This is a genomic window from Frigidibacter oleivorans (assembly GCF_003993775.1).
GTDB classification, from domain to species: domain Bacteria; phylum Pseudomonadota; class Alphaproteobacteria; order Rhodobacterales; family Rhodobacteraceae; genus Frigidibacter; species Frigidibacter oleivorans.
Genome location: NZ_RJRZ01000009.1, coordinates 66,049 through 82,632 on the forward strand (window position 1 = coordinate 66,049; position 16,584 = coordinate 82,632).

General features: G+C 68.7%; 18 protein-coding genes. 16 read left to right on the top strand and 2 right to left on the bottom strand.

The genetic code is table 11. The annotated features are described in order from the left end of the window. Positions 1 to 23: 23 nt before the first annotated feature. Positions 24 to 653 carry a 3-oxoacid CoA-transferase subunit B gene (locus tag EEY80_RS12300; RefSeq protein ID WP_126976871.1) on the top strand — a complete coding sequence of 210 codons (630 nt, stop codon included), beginning with the start codon at positions 24 to 26 and terminating at the stop codon, positions 651 to 653. A 4-nt stretch (positions 654 to 657) separates the two neighbouring features. After that, positions 658 to 939 carry a GNAT family N-acetyltransferase gene (locus EEY80_RS12305; protein ID WP_126976872.1) on the top strand — a complete coding sequence of 94 codons (282 nt, stop codon included), beginning with the start codon at positions 658 to 660 and terminating at the stop codon, positions 937 to 939. Positions 940 to 968: 29 nt separating this feature from the next. On the opposite strand, the gene EEY80_RS12310 is transcribed toward EEY80_RS12305, so the two are convergent. Then, positions 969 to 1,967: a lytic transglycosylase domain-containing protein gene (locus EEY80_RS12310; protein WP_235829828.1), complete on the bottom strand. Its 999-nt coding sequence runs from the start codon at positions 1,965 to 1,967 to the stop codon at positions 969 to 971. Positions 1,968 to 2,214: 247 nt separating this feature from the next. Here EEY80_RS12310 and EEY80_RS12315 point away from each other — a divergent pair, with 247 nt between their 5' ends. The 13 genes from EEY80_RS12315 (at position 2,215) to EEY80_RS12375 (ending at position 13,374) form a co-directional block, all read left to right on the top strand. Next, a complete protein-coding gene (locus EEY80_RS12315; protein ID WP_126976873.1) occupies positions 2,215 to 2,406 on the top strand; it encodes a Flp family type IVb pilin in 192 nt (63 codons plus the stop codon). Positions 2,407 to 2,693: 287 nt separating this feature from the next. Beyond that, positions 2,694 to 2,885: a Flp family type IVb pilin gene (locus tag EEY80_RS12320; RefSeq protein ID WP_126976874.1), complete on the top strand. Its 192-nt coding sequence runs from the start codon at positions 2,694 to 2,696 to the stop codon at positions 2,883 to 2,885. Positions 2,886 to 2,990: 105 nt separating this feature from the next. Continuing rightward, positions 2,991 to 3,257, top strand: a complete 267-nt coding sequence (locus tag EEY80_RS12325; protein WP_126976875.1) for a hypothetical protein — start codon at positions 2,991 to 2,993, stop codon at positions 3,255 to 3,257. A 130-nt stretch (positions 3,258 to 3,387) separates the two neighbouring features. Next, positions 3,388 to 4,233 carry a Flp pilus assembly protein CpaB gene (gene cpaB / locus EEY80_RS12330; protein WP_126976876.1) on the top strand — a complete coding sequence of 282 codons (846 nt, stop codon included), beginning with the start codon at positions 3,388 to 3,390 and terminating at the stop codon, positions 4,231 to 4,233. A gap of 206 nt (positions 4,234 to 4,439) precedes the next feature. Beyond that, positions 4,440 to 5,771 carry a type II and III secretion system protein family protein gene (locus EEY80_RS12335; protein WP_235829833.1) on the top strand — a complete coding sequence of 444 codons (1,332 nt, stop codon included), beginning with the start codon at positions 4,440 to 4,442 and terminating at the stop codon, positions 5,769 to 5,771. A 5-nt stretch (positions 5,772 to 5,776) separates the two neighbouring features. Then, positions 5,777 to 6,418 carry an OmpA family protein gene (locus tag EEY80_RS12340; protein ID WP_126976878.1) on the top strand — a complete coding sequence of 214 codons (642 nt, stop codon included), beginning with the start codon at positions 5,777 to 5,779 and terminating at the stop codon, positions 6,416 to 6,418. A 202-nt stretch (positions 6,419 to 6,620) separates the two neighbouring features. Further along, positions 6,621 to 7,898 carry an AAA family ATPase gene (locus EEY80_RS12345; protein WP_126976879.1) on the top strand — a complete coding sequence of 426 codons (1,278 nt, stop codon included), beginning with the start codon at positions 6,621 to 6,623 and terminating at the stop codon, positions 7,896 to 7,898. 29 nt (positions 7,899 to 7,927) lie between these two features. Then, complete coding sequence (locus EEY80_RS12350) at positions 7,928 to 9,379, top strand: CpaF family protein (RefSeq protein WP_126976880.1); 1,452 nt, start codon at positions 7,928 to 7,930, stop codon at positions 9,377 to 9,379. Between the two features lie 12 nt (positions 9,380 to 9,391). Beyond that, on the top strand, positions 9,392 to 10,360 hold the full coding sequence (locus EEY80_RS12355; RefSeq protein ID WP_126976881.1) for a type II secretion system F family protein: 969 nt from the start codon (positions 9,392 to 9,394) through the stop codon (positions 10,358 to 10,360). 10 nt (positions 10,361 to 10,370) lie between these two features. Beyond that, positions 10,371 to 11,360, top strand: a complete 990-nt coding sequence (locus EEY80_RS12360; protein ID WP_126976882.1) for a type II secretion system F family protein — start codon at positions 10,371 to 10,373, stop codon at positions 11,358 to 11,360. Between the two features lie 4 nt (positions 11,361 to 11,364). Then, positions 11,365 to 11,961, top strand: coding sequence for a tetratricopeptide repeat protein (locus tag EEY80_RS12365; protein ID WP_126976883.1), 597 nt, complete (start codon positions 11,365 to 11,367; stop codon positions 11,959 to 11,961). Between the two features lie 10 nt (positions 11,962 to 11,971). Beyond that, a complete protein-coding gene (locus tag EEY80_RS12370) occupies positions 11,972 to 12,835 on the top strand; it encodes a tetratricopeptide repeat protein (protein WP_126976884.1) in 864 nt (287 codons plus the stop codon). A gap of 2 nt (positions 12,836 to 12,837) precedes the next feature. Further along, a complete protein-coding gene (locus tag EEY80_RS12375) occupies positions 12,838 to 13,374 on the top strand; it encodes a prepilin peptidase (protein ID WP_126976885.1) in 537 nt (178 codons plus the stop codon). On the opposite strand, the gene EEY80_RS12380 is transcribed toward EEY80_RS12375, so the two are convergent. Then, positions 13,347 to 14,933, bottom strand: coding sequence for a hypothetical protein (locus EEY80_RS12380; protein ID WP_205749107.1), 1,587 nt, complete (start codon positions 14,931 to 14,933; stop codon positions 13,347 to 13,349). The two genes, EEY80_RS12375 and EEY80_RS12380, sit on opposite strands and share 28 nt — an antisense overlap. Positions 14,934 to 15,281: 348 nt before the next feature. Here EEY80_RS12380 and EEY80_RS12385 point away from each other — a divergent pair, with 348 nt between their 5' ends. Continuing rightward, positions 15,282 to 16,544: a P-loop NTPase family protein gene (locus EEY80_RS12385; protein ID WP_126976949.1), complete on the top strand. Its 1,263-nt coding sequence runs from the start codon at positions 15,282 to 15,284 to the stop codon at positions 16,542 to 16,544. Positions 16,545 to 16,584: the final 40 nt, after the last annotated feature.

Genomic DNA, 16,584 nt, shown 5'->3' on the forward strand with positions numbered 1-16,584 from the left:
TCGCGCCGTCAGAGGAGGAAGACATGCCCTGGGACCGCAACCAGATCGCCGCCCGCGCCGCCAAGGAACTGCAGGACGGGATGTATGTGAACCTCGGCATCGGCATTCCGACGCTGGTGTCGAACTACATTCCCGACGGCATGATGGTCACGCTGCAGTCGGAAAACGGCATGCTGGGGATGGGCCCCTTCCCGACCGAGGACAAGGTCGATGCCGACCTGATCAACGCGGGCAAGCAGACGATCACCGAACTGCCCCATTCCGCCTATTTCGATTCGGCGCAGAGCTTCGGCATGATCCGCGGCGGCAAGATCGCGATGGCGATCCTCGGCGCGATGGAAGTGTCGGAAGAGGGCGATCTGGCGAACTGGATGATCCCGGGCAAGCTGGTCAAGGGCATGGGCGGGGCGATGGACCTCGTCGCCGGGGTGAAGCGGGTGGTCGTGGTGATGGACCACACCAACAAGGCCGGCGAATCGAAGGTGCTGAAGGAATGCACGCTGCCGCTGACCGGCAAGGCGGTGGTGGACCGGATCATCACCAATCTGGGCGTTCTCGACGTGGTCGAGGGCGGGCTGCGGATCGTCGAACTGGCCGATGGCGTCACCGAGGACCAGCTGCGCGCCTCGACCGAGGCGACGATCGTTGGCTGAGGGCATGGACATCGCGAAAGAGATCGCCGGGTCCAAGGGCCGCTACGTCATCCGCCGCGACGGCGAAGAGGCGGAACTGACCTTCTCCATCGCCTCGCCGGTGCTGGTGATCGCCGATCACACCGGCGTCCCCGACAGCTTTCGCGGCACCGGCGCCGGACGGGCGCTGGTGGAACGGCTGGTGGCCGACGCGCGGGCCGAGGGGTTCAAGGTCGTCCCCCTCTGCCCCTTCGTGAACGGGCTCCGGCGGCGCCATCCCGAATGGGCGGACGTGTTCCAGGGCTGAGGTCCGGGGCCGGGTTCGCGGGCTGACGGTCAGCCCTGCGGCAGGCGAAAGACGCAGCCATCGCTGACCAGTTCCGGCGGGGTCAGGCACAGGCCCCGCGCCACCTGCCACGCCGCCAGCACCTTGGGCACATAGTCGCGCGTCTCGGCATAGGGCGGCACGCCGCCATTCGCCCGGACCGCGCCCTCGCCCGCGTTGTAGCCCGCCAGCACCATCAGCGGGTCGCGGTCGAATTCGCGCATCAGCCAGTCCAGATAGGCGACGCCGCCGCGGATATTCTGCACCGGATCGGCCGAATCCGTCACGCCGAACCGGTCGGCCGTGGCCGGGATCAGCTGCATCAGCCCCACCGCCCCGGCCGAGGACACCGCCGCCGGCCTGCCGCCGCTTTCCACCCCGATCACCGCCAGCACCAGCGCCGGCGACACCTGCGTGCCGATGGTCGCCATCAGGATGTCGCGCCCATGGGCGGTGGCGATTTCCTGCAGGCGCTGCAACCGGGGCGCGGCGACGGAGGATCCGCCCGGCCCCTGCGCCAGCGCGGCCAGCGCCTGCGGGAACCGGCCCTGCGCCTGGCCGAGGCTGGGCGACACCGTCTGCCAGAACCACTCATAGCTGCCCGGCACTGCGGGCGGGGCCAGCCCGCCATCGCCGCCGCGCGGGATCGGCACCTCGGGCGGCGGCATCACCGCCGCCAGCATCCGCGCCTGTTCCGCCGGGTCGATCTGCACCGTGATCCGCTTGGCGGTGCCGGGCTTCGGCACGCTGATGCGCTTGGCCGAAAAGTCGGGATAGGGGGCGGGGACTGCCGGGGCGGGTTGCGGCAGCGCCGACGGGTTCGGGTCCGGCGCGACCGGCGAGGCGGGCAGCGCCTCGTCAGGCTTTTCCGACGGCACCACGGCCTTCACGACGTCACGGGCCGCGGCCTGCTGCGCGGCCGCACCCTGCGTCTGTGCCAGAAGGCCACCTGCCATCAGAAGACCGAGGACGGCGCCACCGGCCGCCACGCCCCGAAACCCATGCACCATCGTGCCGGTCCTGTTCACTGCCCGTTGTTATCTTTGGTGGCAGTGTCGCAAGAATCGCGGCCGCGCGCCAGCCATCCCGGTTTCGATCCTGCCGAAGCGTGGCCCGGACGCCCCTGCAATACCAGAGAGATACCCCCGAATTTCCTCTGGCACGCCCAGATTGCGCCACGTTCCGGGGTGAAAAGACCTTCATACCGCAGCGGGAAGCCGGGCGGGTGGATCAAAGCGAAAACCTGGAGAGAAGACCATGAAACTGTTCAACCTCGTCAAGACCTTCCGCAACGACGAAGACGGCGCCGTGACCGTTGACTGGGTCGTGCTGACCGCCGCCGTCGTGGGCCTCGGCATCGTCGCCATGACCGCCATCGGCCCGGCGATCCGCACCATGTCGGGCAACATCGCCTCCGACATCTCGACCGCCGACACGATCCCGAACTGATCCGTCCGCCTTCGGGCGACCGCATCGGCCAGCACCGAAGACGCCCGCGCCCCCCGCGCGGGCGTTCGCCGTTTCCGCAGCGCCCTGCGGGTCCGCGGCCGCCCCCCACTGTCGCCGCGCGGCCGTTGCGCCCCGGCATTACCGGCAAAATGGACCCACAATTCCCCCGCGGTGCCCCAAACGCGCCACGATCGGCGGTCAGAACATCCTCATCCGCAGCGGAAAGGACACGGGGCGCAACCGTCCACCCGCCGCGGCGCAACAGCGAAGCCAGGAGAGAGAAGACCATGAAACTGTTCAACCTCGTCAAGACCTTCCGCAACGACGAAGACGGCGCCGTGACCGTTGACTGGGTCGTGCTGACCGCCGCCGTCGTGGGCCTCGGCATCGTCGCCATGACCGCCATCGGCCCGGCGATCCGCACCATGTCGGGCAACATCGCCACCGACATCTCGACCGCCGACACGATCCCGAACTGATCCTGACACCAGAGGCCCCGTGCCACCGGCCCGGGGCCCTTATTCCGTTCCGCTGCCCCGCGCGAAGACGCGCATTTCGACAGGACCGCCCGCATGCCGTCTCGGATGACCCGCCTTTCGCGCCGCCTTTCGGGGCTGCGTCCGGTTCTTCGCCCCGCGCTGGTGCTCGCCCGGCGGACCGGAACCGTGGCCGAACCGGTCGCCGGTCTCGCCCGCCGCGAGGAAGGGGCCGTCACCGTCGACTGGGTCGTGCTGACCTCGGCCGTCGTGCTGTTGGGCGGGATCATCGGCATGGCGCTGATCGGTCCCGTGACCGACCAGGGCGACACCATCGCCACCACGATCGAAAGCGCCGGATCGCTGAACGACTGATCGCGATCCTGCCGGGACCGTCGCACGGTTTCCGCCGTGTCACGTCCGCACCATGTTTTCGCCGCAATTGCGCGGCAGAAGCCTTTGCCGTCACGGCCAGTATGGCCCCGCCACCAAGGAGGCGCGCCTCATGAGATTGGTCTTCGGACTCGTGCTGATCGCCGGCCTCGCGCTGGCGGGGTTTGCCGTCTACATGGCGCAGGGCTACATGGCGCAGATGTCGCATGAACGCGACGCCCTGCGCGCCCAGCAGGCGCAGGCCGTGCCGCTGACCGATGTGCTGGTCGTCAAGATCGCGAAGAAATACGGCGAGCCGCTGACAGCCGCCGATGTCGTCGCGATCAAGTGGCAGAAGGATTCAGTCCCGCCGGGCGCCTTCACCGACCCCAAGCTGCTGTTCCCCGAGACCGGCCCCCAGACCCGCATCGTGCTGCGCGCGCTGGAACCGTTCGAGCCGATCCTGTCGGTCAAGGTGACCGAACCCGGCGAGGATGCGGGCCTGACCTCGCGCCTTGCCCCCGGGATGCGCGCCTTCACCATCCAGGTCGACGTGTCGAGCGGCGTGTCGGGCTTCCTGCGCCCGGGCGATTTCGTCGATGTGTTCTGGACCGGCACCTCCGGCGAGCAGCAGGTGACGAAGCTGATCGACACACGGGTGAAGCTGATCGCCATCGACCAGACCGCCGATTCCGAGATCACCGACATTGCCCAGATCGCCCGCACCGTCACCGTCGAGGCGACGCCGCAGCAGGTAGCGGCGCTGACGTTGGCACAGTCCACGGGACGACTGACGCTGTCGCTGGTCGGCGTGGGCGACGAAACCGCGATCGACGCCGTCGAGGTCAGCCGCGACCAGTTGCTGGGCATCGAGAAGCAGGAACAGGTGGTCGAGGCCGCGCCGGTCGCCAAGGTCTGCACCATCCGCACCAATCGCGGCGGCGAATCGGTCGAGACGGTGATCCCCTGCACCAACTGACCGCGGCGCCCCCGGCGCCGGATCAAGTGCCCGCCGCGTCAGCCATTTCCGCCCCGCGCACGAAGACTCGCCGGCAAACGGTTGATTCTTGCATATAAACGGGTTTTCGCGCATCCTGTCCCAAACCTGGACGCCAGTTCCGGGGCAGAGGCGCTACGGTTAGGCAGGATTGGCGGATGGTGAGAAGGTTTCTTCGGGCCGGATGCATGGCGGGTGCCGTGCTGATCGGACCCAGCGGTGCCGGGCAGGCAGAAGTGTTGCGGGTGCTGAACGGCTCGGTCTCGACCCCGCTGTCGGTGCCGATGAACCGGGCGGTCGTCGTCGAATCCGAGGCTCCCTTCGCGGAACTGTCGATCGCGAACCCCGGCATCGCCGATATCTCCACCCTGTCGGATCGCTCGATCTACGTGCTGGGCAAGGCGCCGGGTCGCACGACGCTGACGCTGCTCGGTGCCGATGGCGGCCTCATGACCAATGTCGAGGTGCAGGTGACGCCCGACATTGCCGAATTCAAGGAACGGCTCCGCCAGGTGCTGCCGGGCGAGACCATCGAGGTCCGCACCGCCAATGACGGCATCGTGCTGTCGGGCACCGTGTCATCCATCACCGCGCTGGACCGTGCGCTGGAACTGGCGCAGCGCTATGCGCCGGACCGGGTGTCGAACCTGATGAACGTGGGCGGCACCCAGCAGGTGATGCTGCAGGTCCGCTTCGCCGAGATGCAGCGCACCGTGTCGAAGAACCTCAACGCCTCGATCGGGCTGGGCGTGTCGCGCGGCAATTTCGATGCAGGCGCAGGGAATGGCAACAATACCGGCAATGCCGCCAACAGCGCCTCCAACGGAGCGGGGCTGGGTTTCAACCTGACGCGCGGCAGCTTCGAGATGGGCGTGCTGCTGGAGGCACTTGAATCGAAGGGGATGGTCCGCACGCTGGCAGAGCCGAACCTGACCGCCCTGTCCGGCCAGCAGGCGGATTTCCTGGCCGGCGGCGAATACCCGATCCCGGTGACCGACGAAGACGGCGGCATCTCGATCGAATACAAGCCCTTCGGCGTGGAACTGGCCTTCGTGCCGCGCGTCGTCGACGGCGACATCATCAATCTGGAACTGAACGCGGCCGTCTCGTCCATCGACAGCGGGGTGACGGTCGAAAACGGCGGCTTCACCGTCAACGCCTTCCGGCGGCGCGAGACCTCGACCACGGTCGAGATGCGCGATGGCGAGAGTTTTGCCATCGCCGGGCTCTTGCAGGACGATTTCACCGACCTGAACGGGCAGGTGCCGTGGCTGGGCGATGTGCCGGTGCTGGGCGCGCTGTTCCGCTCGGTGGAGTTCGAGCGGCGGCAGACCGAACTGGTCATCATCGTCACGCCGCATCTGGTGACGCCGACCCGCGGACAGGCGCTGGCGATGCCGACCGACCGGCTGCGCCTGCCGACGGAATCCGAACTGTTCCTGCAGGGCAAGGTCTCGGGCGCCGCCGCCGAAGTCGCCAAGCAGGATTTCAGCGGCCCCTACGGCTATGTGATGGAGTGACGGCGATGCGCCCCGCCCTGACGTTCCCCGCCTGCGCCGCGCTGGCGCTGCTGGTCGCCTGCAACCCGAATGCCGAGGTCGGCAGCCAGATCGACGGCACCGATGGCGCCTTCGGCACGGCGGCGACCGACAACGTGCTGATCCATTCCGGCGAGCGCGACTATGTCGTCGACCTGACCCGCCGCTTCGCCGCCGCGGTGCCGCCGGTGGTGAACTTCGCCTTCAACAGCGCGCAGCTGGACCCGCAGGCGCAGGCGATCCTGCGCCGGCAGGCCGATTTCATCCGCCAGTTCCCCGAGCTTCGCTTCCGGGTCTATGGCCACACCGACCTGGTCGGAACGAACGCCTACAACAAATCGCTGGGCCTGCGCCGCGCGCAGGCGGTGGTGGCCTTCCTCGGCACGCAAGGGATCTCGACCTCGCGGCTGGAGGCGGTGGTCTCCTTCGGCGAGACGCGCCCGCTGGTGCTGACCCAGGCCCCGGAAGAGCGCAACCGCCGCACGGTGACCGAGGTGTCGGGCTTCGTCCGGTCGCACCCCACGCTGCTGAACGGGAAATACGCGGCGGTGATCCAGCGCGAGTATGTGGCCAGCGCCACGCAGCCGCACACGGTGGTTGCCGGCGGCACCACCGGCGTGAGCGACTGAAACTGACCGTGCGGCCCGCCGGCGGCCCCGCAAGGGGCGCCGACAATCCGCATCACGGCTTTGTCACCGTCGCCGGATTCCGCACAATTTTGGTTTTTCAGCCGCAATCCTGCCCCGATTTTCCCCCACGGTCCGGTCGAGGAACAACCCCGACCAAGAGTCGTCGCGGGCCACCCGGCCCGCGGACCAGAGGACCAGACGCATGGGCAACGCAGCACCCGCCTTGCAGCCGGAACCGGCGCCGATCCTTGCCTGCACCGTGTCGCGCGATGTGGCGAATTTCGACCTGCTGATCGAGGACATGGAGGCCGAACTGGGCGAAAGCTGGGGCGACATCGCCATCGGCGATGCGCTGGCCTTTCTCGACCAGCCCGAGGGCGCGGGGCTGGAATTCATCGCCATCGCCGTCGATCAACGGGACGAAACCGACCTGACCCGCGTCTCGGGCATCATCGCCCGTGCCCGCGACCTTGGCGTGAAGGTGATCCTGATCGCCGACCAGCTGAGCCCGACCGCGCTGCACGGGCTGTTGCGCGCGGGGGCGGACGACTTCCTGCCCTATCCCCTGCCCGAACGCGCGCTGCATGACGCGATCGAGCGGCTGGTGCGCCAGCCCGCCCCCGCGCCACAGCCCGCCGAACCGCCGCCCCTGCCGCAGGCCGCGGCCCCGGCGACGCCCGGCTTCAAACCCTCGGGCCAGCGCGACGGCGTCGTGCTGCCGGTCCACGGGCTGGCCGGCGGCACCGGCGCCTCGACCTTCGCGGTGAACCTCGCCTGGGAACTGGCGACGCTGGTCAAGGACGGCGGCCCGCGGGTCTGCCTGCTGGACTTCGATTTCCAGATGGGGGCGGTGGCCACCTACCTGGACCTGCCGCGCCGCGAATCCGTCTATGACATGCTGTCGGACACCGCCCAGCTGGACGGCGACACGCTGGTGCAGTCGATGGTCACCTTCGGCGAGCGGCTGCATGTGCTGACCGCCCCGGCCGAGATGCTGCCCCTCGACATCGTCACCTCCGAGGATATCAACCGCGTCATCGACGTCGCCCGCGCGACCTTCGATTTCGTCGTCATCGACATGCCCTCGGCCGTGGTGCAATGGACCGAGGCGGTGCTGACCCAGGCCCATGTCTATTTCGTGCCGATCGAGCTCGACATGCGCTCGGCCCAGAACACGCTGCGGATGATCCGCGCGCTGAAGGCCGAGGAATTGCCGCTGGAAAAGCTGCGCTACGTGCTGAACCGCGCGCCGAAATTCGGCGACCTGTCCGCCAAGGGCCGGGTCAAGCGGCTGGCCGAAAGCCTCGACATCACCATCGAGCTGCAGCTGCCCGATGGCGGCCGTCAGGTGACGCAGGCCAATGACCACGGCCTGCCCCTGTCGAACGCGGCGGCCAAGAATCCGCTGCGCAAGGAAATCCAGAAGCTGGCCAAGTCGCTGTTCGATCTGAACCGCGCGGTCGAGGCCGGCCGGATCTGACCGCCTGTGCCCTAGGGGAAAGGTAACCGATGTTTTCGCGCTACAAGAAGCCTGCCGCCCCCGGTCCCGCGCCGATGGCGCCCGCCGCGCAGGCCCAGGCCGCGCCCGCGCCCGTCGCCGAACAGCTGCGCCCCGTCGTGTCGCGCCGGCCGCTGGACGGGGCGGCGCCGCTGCAGGCCGCGCAGGCGGTGGCCGCCGACAAGGAAAAGAAGCGCAAGGAAAAGCTGTCGGAACTGAAGGTCCAGCTGCACAAGCGGCTGCTGGACGACCTGAACCTGTCGGCGCTGGAACATGCGAGCGAGGCCGACCTGCGGCAGGAAATCGGCGCCATCACGAACGAGGCGCTGGAAGAGATGGGCGTGGTCCTGAACAAGGACGAACGCGCCACCCTGAACCAGGAACTGTATGACGAGGTGATGGGCCTCGGCCCGCTGGAGCCGCTGCTGAAGGACGACACCGTCAACGACATCCTCGTGAACGGGCCGCAGCAGATCTTCGTCGAACGGGCGGGCAAGCTGACGCTGACCGACATCACCTTCAAGGACGAACGCCACCTGCTGCGGATCATCGACAAGATTGTGTCCGCCGTGGGCCGGCGCGTCGATGAATCGAACCCCTATGTCGACGCCCGCCTTGCCGACGGCTCGCGCTTCAACTGCATGGTGCCGCCGGTGGCGGTGGACGGGTCGCTGGTGTCGATCCGGAAGTTCAAGAAGGAAAAGCTGAAGGTCGACGACCTCGTCCGCTTCGGCGCCTTCACCGAGGAAATGGCCGCCTATCTGCAGGCGGCGGTGTCCACCCGGCTGAACGTCATCGTCTCGGGCGGGACGGGGTCGGGCAAGACCACCACGCTGAACGCACTGTCGTCCTTCATCGACAATGCCGAACGCATCCTGACCATCGAGGATACGGCGGAACTGCAGCTGCAGCAGGTGCATGTCGGCCGGATGGAAAGCCGCCCCCCCAACGTCGAGGGCAAGGGCGCGGTGACGCAGCGCGACTGTCTGCGCAACGCACTGCGGATGCGCCCCGACCGGATCATCGTCGGCGAAACCCGCGGCGAGGAGGTTATCGACATGCTGCAGGCGATGAACACCGGCCATGACGGGTCGATGACCACGATCCACGCCAACAGCGCCCGCGACGGCATCAGCCGTCTGGAAAACATGGTGGCCATGGCCGGGATCGAGATGCCGATCAAGGCGGTGCGCAGCCAGATCGCCAGCGCGGTCAACCTGATCGTGCAGGCCAGCCGCCTGCAGGACGGCTCGCGCCGCATGGTCTCGATCACCGAGATCACGGGCATGGAGGGCGACGTGATCTCGATGCAGGAAATCTTCCGCTACGAACGGCTGGGCCTCGCCCCCGACGGCAAGATCATCGGCCGCTTCACCGCCACCGGCATCCGGTCGCATTATGCCGACCGGTTCAAGCAGTGGGGCTATGACCTGCCCGCCGCCATCTACGAACCCGCCGCCTGACGGAGACGCGCCATGCCCATCAGCCCGGCCCCCATCATCTACATCCTGATCTTCGTCGCGGTCCTTCTGCTGGTCGAGGGGCTGTATCTGCTGGTCTTCGGCAAGTCGATCAGCCTGAACGCGCGGGTGAACCGGCGGCTCGACCTGCTGGAAAAGGGCGGCCAGCGCGAACAGGTGCTGGAACAGCTGCGCAAGGAGGCCAGCCAGCACCTGACGGCGAACGGCATCCCGCTGTATTCGCTGCTCGCCTCGAAGGCGCAGAAGGCCAATATCGCCTTCTCGCCCCGGCAGCTGATGCTGGTGATGGTGCTGCTGGGGGTCGTCGCCTATGCGGGCCTGACGCTCGGCACCTCGGCCGCGCCCTCGGTCCGGATCGTGATCGCCATCGCGATGGGGATCGGCGGCGTCTATGTCTGGGTGAACGGCAAAGCGAAGAAGCGCCTGTCGATGATCGAGGAACAGCTGCCCGACGCGGTGGAACTGATGGTGCGCAGCCTGCGGGTGGGCCACCCCTTCTCCTCCGCGATCCAGATCGTCGCCAAGGAAGTGGCCGATCCGCTGGGCAGCGAGTTCGGCATGATCGCCGACGAGGCCGCCTATGGCCGCGACGTGACCGAAAGCCTGAAATCGCTGGCGGAACGGATGGACATGCAGGATCTGCGCTTCCTCGCCGTGGCGGTGACGATCCAGCAGCAGGCGGGCGGCAATCTGGCCGAGATCCTGGACGGGCTGGCCAAGGTGATCCGCGCCCGGTTCCGCCTGTTCCGCCGGGTGAAGGCCATCACCGCCGAGGCGAAATGGTCCGGCATGTTCCTGTCGGCCTTCCCGCTGGTGGCGCTGGTGCTCGTGAACGTCATCAAGCCCGACTACTATGACCAGGTGAAGGAAACCGCGGCCTTCATCCCGGCCGTGCTGGTCGTCTTCGCCTTCCTCGCCGTCAACATCGTGTTCATGCGCATCATGACCGACATCAAGGTCTGAGGAGGCTCTGATGGAATTACTCTCCGGACTGACCGCATCGCTCGGCCCGCTCGCCATGCCCATCCTGCTGGGCTGCGTCGGGCTGCTGATGGTGCTGGCCATGCTGCCCGTGATGCTGAAGCGCAAGCCCGACCCGCTGGTGAAGCTGCGCGAGACGGCGGGCCTGGCCCCCGGCAGCCTGCGCGGCCCCGCCACCGAGGGCCGCAGCCGCGCCCTGCGCCCCGGCAAGGCCGACAAGCTGGAGAAATTCGCAGGCTTCCTCGAACCGCAGGATGCCGAGGAAATGTCCTCGGCCCGGCTGAAGATGATGCGCGCGGGCTATCGCGGCAAGACGGCGGTGCGCACCTTCCACGCCATCCAGTTCGCGCTCGGACTGGGCCTGCTGGTGCTGGGCACGCTCTATGCGCTGATCTCGTCCGCGACCGGCGAGGTCGGGATGCAGCAGATGCTGCTCTACACGCTGCTGCCGGGGGTGGTGGGCTACTACCTGCCGAAATACTGGATCGACAAGCGCGTGGACGCCCGCCAGAAGGAAATGCAGAACGGCTTTCCCGACGCGCTCGACATGCTGCTGGTCTGCGTCGAAGCCGGGCAGTCGCTGGACCAGGGCATCATCCGGGTGGCGAAGGAACTGCAGGCGGGCTTTCCCGCGCTGGCCGAGGAATTCGAGATCGTCGCCTACGAGGTGAAGGCCGGCAAGGACAAGCCCACGGTGCTGCGCGGCTTTGCCGAACGCGCGGGGGTGCCCGACATCTCGTCCTTCGTGACGGTGATGATCCAGTCGCAGCAATTCGGCACCTCGATCGCCGATGCGCTGCGGGTCTATGCCGGCGACATGCGCGACAAGCGGGTGATGCGGGCCGAGGAACTGGCCAACAAGCTGCCCACCAAGATGACGCTGGGCACGATGCTGTTCACCGTGCCGCCGCTGCTGATGATCCTTGTGGGGCCTTCGGTTTACTCTATCATACAGCTGCTCGGAGACATGAACGGCAAGTGACGGAATGAGCCCTGCCCGCGCGGCCCTGCTGATCCCGCTTCTGGCGGTCGCCGTGCTGCCGGGCTGCCTTCCCTCCGGCCTGTCGGGCGGCCGCATCGCCGCCACCGACCCGACGGCCCCCACCGGCGTGGACCGGGGCGAGGCGGTCGACGGGCTGACCGTCGGCCACCGGCTGATGGAGGCCGGCGAATACGAGCTTGCACTGCGGGCCTATTACCGGGCCGCCGCCGAACAGGGGCCGACCGCCGACGTGATGTCGGCCATCGGATCGGCCGACCTGCGGCTCGGACGGCTGGGTCAGGCGGAACAGATGCTGCGCCGCGCGCTGGACATGGACGACCGCTTCGTGCCCGCCTGGAACAACCTCGGCGTCGTGCTGATGGAACAGGGCGAGCCGGCCGAGGCCAGTCGGGTCTTCCAGACGGCCTATGCGCTGGACAATGGCAATTCCGACCAGATCCGCGAAAATCTGCGGCTCGCCCTCGCGCGGATCGAAAATCCGGCGTATACTGAGAACAAAGAAACGACCGACTACAAACTGGTGCGCCGGGGGTATGGCGAATACCTGCTGCTCGGCCCGCCGCCCGAGGCCGAGCTGTAAAGGACGCAAAATGCGCCACCCCATGTTGCTGTCGCTGTGCCTCGGCATGGCGCCGCTGCTGTCGGCGTGCGGCGGAACTTCGGATGCCGAGGTCCAGCGCGCCATCGACAACGTCAACGTCATCGACGAGACGAACCTCAACGACATCATGCTGACCGTGGGCGACCCGGCAGAGTCGGTCAGCTACTTCCGCCGCGCCACCGCGGAAAAGCCCGACCGCATCGACCTGCAGCGCGGTCTGGCCAAGTCGCTGGTCCGCGCGGGCCAGAGCACCGAGGCCGTCACCGTCTGGGCCGGCATCGTCGCCCGCCCCGAGGCCACCGCCGAGGATCGCGTGGATTATGCCGATGCGCTGGTGCGGGCGGGCGAATGGGGCCGGGCGCAGGCGGAACTGAACCGCATCCCGCCGACGCACGAGACCTACGAACGCTACCGGCTGGAAGCGATGGTGGCCGACTACAACAAGGACTGGAAGAAGGCCGACGCCTTCTACGACACCGCCGCCGGGCTGACGACGAAACCGGCGGGCGTGCTGAACAACTGGGGCTTCTCCAAGCTCAACCGCAAGGACTATCGCGGCGCCGAAAAGCTGTTCGCCGAGGCGCTGACCTACGAACCCGGCCTGTTCACTGCCAAGAACAACCTTGTCATGGCACGGGCGGGCCAGCGGGACTATGACCTGCCCATCGTGCAGATGACCCAGACCGAACGGGCGATGCTGCTGTACACGGCGGCGCTGGCGGCGATCAAGCAGGGCGACGTGACCATCGGCAAGGGTCTGTTGCGCGAGGCGGTGGACACCCATCCCCAGCATTTCGAGGAGGCGGCCCGCGCGCTGGCCGCGCTCGAAGGCGGCGCGGTGATCCGGGGCTGATCGTGGACGGCTCGCTCCTCGGCCTGTCGCCGGCGGGGGCCGCGCGGCTGTTCCTGCTGGCGGTGGCGCCGGTGGCGCTGTGGGTCTGCTGGACCGACCTGAAATACATGAAGATCCGCAATCGCGCCGGATGGGCGCTGGTGGCGATCTTCGCCGTCGCGGGCCTCGCCGCGCTGCCGCCCGAGATCTGGGCCTGGCGCTGGCTGAACCTGGTCGTGGTCTTCGCGGCGGGCCTGTTCCTGCATCTGGCGGCGGGGGTGGGCGCGGGCGACGTGAAATTCGCCGCCGCCGCCGCGCCCTTCGTCGCCCCCGCCCACGCGCCGATGATCCTGCCGATCTTCTCGGCCTTCCTGCTGGGCGCCTTCGTCACCCACCGCGCCCTGCGCGCGATCCCCGCCGTCCGCCGCCTCGCCCCGGATTGGGAAAGCTGGCGGCGCCCGGACTTTCCCATGGGCCTCGCCATCGCCGGCACGCTTGTCGCCTATCTGGTGCTCACCGGCTGGCCCGGGCTTTACGGCGCGGTGCTGAACAGGATGTAAAGCGGGCTGCGCCCGACCTCGCGCAGCGGCGTGTCCGCCGCCGCCAGCGCCGCGACGATGGCCGCCCGCGTCTCGGGCGAACGGGGACAGAGCGGCACCAGCACCAGATCGGCATCCTCCAGCCCGTCGAGCCCGCCATAGGACCAGGGCGCCCCGCCCCGCAGCGGGCGAAAGCCGAACAGGCCGAGGGGGGACAGCACATCGACGGCGAAGACCCCGGCCCCGGCATGGCCCCGCGTCACCAGATCGCCCGCCACCGCCCGCCACCAGCCGACGGTGCCGTCCTGGATCTGGCAGTCGGGCAGGGCCTCGCCCGCGATCTGCAGCGGGGGAGTGTCCGACGGGGGCACCCCCGGCAATGCCACCGGCGTCAGCATGTTCGGCCGCAGGCTGCGAGTTCCGGCCAGCCGCAGATCGGCAAGCGGCCCGTCGGGGACCAGCGCCGTCGCCTCGGCCGCCAGCGCCCGCTGCCGCGGCACGCTGTAGGCGAGGTTCAGCAGCGAGGGCGAGCCATAGGCCAGCAGCGCCACCGCCAGCCCCCCCAGCCCGGCACGGGCGTCCCCCGCGGCCGGCCGCAACGCCGCCAGAAGGACCGCCACCAGCCAGACCCATTGCGGATCGTTGCCCCAGTTCTGCCAGGTCACGTAGACGAAGCCGGGGAACAGCAGCAGCAACAGCAGCCCCTCGTCCCCCCGCCCCGACCGGCGCAGCAGGATCACCCCCGCCACCGTCGCCAGCCCGGCCAGCAGCCATTGCGGCGCGGCGAGGATCGCGGCCGCATCCGCGCCCGGCTGCGACCGCGTCGCCGACCGCGCCACCGCCAGCAGGTCGTGCAGATAGGCAGGCCAGAAGCCGATGCCCCAGACCGCCGTCACGGCCCCCGCCACCAGCAGCCCGGCCAGCAGCCCCGCCAGGATCGCGCGCCATTCACGCCGCAGCGCGAAGCCCAGCACCACCGGGATCAGGAAGGCCGCCAGATAGGTCGCCTTCAGCAGCGCCAGCGCCGCCATGCACAGCCCGGCGATGGCGCCGTCCAGCACCGGCGCCCGACAGCCCGCCCGCGCCGGCAGCACCGCTAGCAGGATCGCCACGAAGGCCAGCGCCCAGCCCCAGCGGTTGTAATGCATCGAGATCGACACACCGCCATCGCCGCCGCCATGGACCAGCGCCAGCACCAGCACCATGACCACCGCGCCGAAGGCCAGCGCCAGCGGTCCCGGCAGCCGGCTGGCCCCGGCCCGGGCGGCGGCGGGCAGCAGCAGCAGCGACACCGCGACCTGCGCCAGCAGGAAGCTGATGCCGAAGCCCGCCCCGGCGGCCATCCACAGCGCCACCGGCCCCGCCGACAGCGCCCCGAGCGGCGTCATGAAATCCCGATGCGGCACCTCGCCCCGCGCCATGCGCAGCGCGATCTCGGCCAGATGCAGCGCATCGCCCTCGTGCAGGCTGATCGTCAGCGCCCCCGGCGACAGCGCCAGCCCCGCCAGTGCCGCCACGCCCGCCAGCAGCACGGCCGCCAGCCGCCCCGTCCCCATCGCCCGCATCGCCCGCCCCCGCATCTTCCGGGCCTTCCCGGCCCCGTTGCCGCCAGCATAGCCGCAAGCCCCGCCTGCCGGAAGCGGCGGCGCGGGGAGGGGCGGTAGCAGGGGGGCTGTCTGCCCCCCTCTTGGCCGTGCCGGCCAATTCACCCCCCGAGGATATTTCCGAACAGATGATGGGGCGGCGGCGAGAGCCCCGGACCCTGCCCCGCCGCGGCCTTACCCCTGCCGCAATCCTCGGCAGGATGGCGGCAGCAGTTGCGCAGACCGGACGACCCCATGACCCTTCAGGCCCCTACCCCCTCTGCACCCGTCGCGGGCGATCCCGCCGCCCGGACCCGGGTCGAGCCGCCGCCCGCGCCGCGCAGCATGGCCGACACCGGGCTGTCGATGGTGATGATGCGGGACATCCTGCTGAAGACGATCTTCCGGATGAACATCGACCTCGTGTCGGACATCGCCCGCATTTGCTGCCTGCCGATCGGCGTGGCGCAGGAACTGGTCGACCTCGCCCGCGGCCAGCGGCTGGTCGAGGCGACGGGCACCCTGCACGCGACCAGCGGCAACGAGATGGGCTATCAGCTGACCGATGCCGGCAAGGCCCGGGCGCTGGACGCGCTGAGCCAGTCGGAATATTTCGGCGCGATGCCGGTGCCGCTGGACGCCTATCGGGCGCAGGTGCGCCGGCAGTCGATCCGCGACATCGTGATGACCCGCGACCAGCTGACCCGGGCGATGGGCCACCTGATCCTGCCGCCGACGCTGCTGGACCAGCTGGGCCCTGCCGTGGGGTCGGGCCGGTCGATCCTGATGTACGGCCCGCCCGGCAACGGCAAATCCTCGATCTCGAACGGGATCCGCGACGCGCTCGGCGACCGGATCTATGTGCCCCGCGCCATCGAATATTCCGGGCAGGTCATCACCGTCTATGACCCGATCGTGCACAGCGCGGCCGAGGCGATGGTGGACGATCCGCGCAGCCTGCGCCGCGGGACGGGCCGGTTCGACGGGCGTTATGTCCTGTGCGAGCGGCCGACGGTCATCACCGGGGGCGAATTGTCGCTGGACATGCTGGACCTGACCTACAACCCCACCGCACGGACCTATACCGCGCCGCTGCAGCTGAAATCGACGGGCGGGGTCTTCATCGTCGACGACCTCGGCCGTCAGGCGGAACCGCCGCAAAAGCTGGTCAACCGCTGGATCGTGCCGCTGGAAGAGGCGAAGGACATCCTCGCCCTGCAATCGGGCGAAAAGTTCGAGGTGCCCTTCGACACGCTGGTGATCTTCTCGACCAACTTCCACCCGAACAGCATCTTCGACAAGGCGGCGCTGCGGCGGATCTTCTTCAAGATCAAGATCGACGGCCCGAGCCAGGAGAACTTCCTGAAGATCTTCGCGCTGGTCGCCCGCAAGAAGAAGGTGCCGCTGGACGAGGCCTCGCTGATCCACCTGCTGAAGGTGAAGTATCCGACCATCGGCAATGTCTATGCCAACTACCAGCCGGTCTTCCTGCTGGACCAGATCATCGCCATCTGCGACTTCGAGGGCATTCCCTACCAGATGACGCCGGCGCTGATCGACCGGGCCTGGGCCAACATGTTCGTCGAGGATGGCGAGGTCGCGCACTGACGGCGCACTGAGCGCGAACTGACCGTCCGAGGGGGCCTTG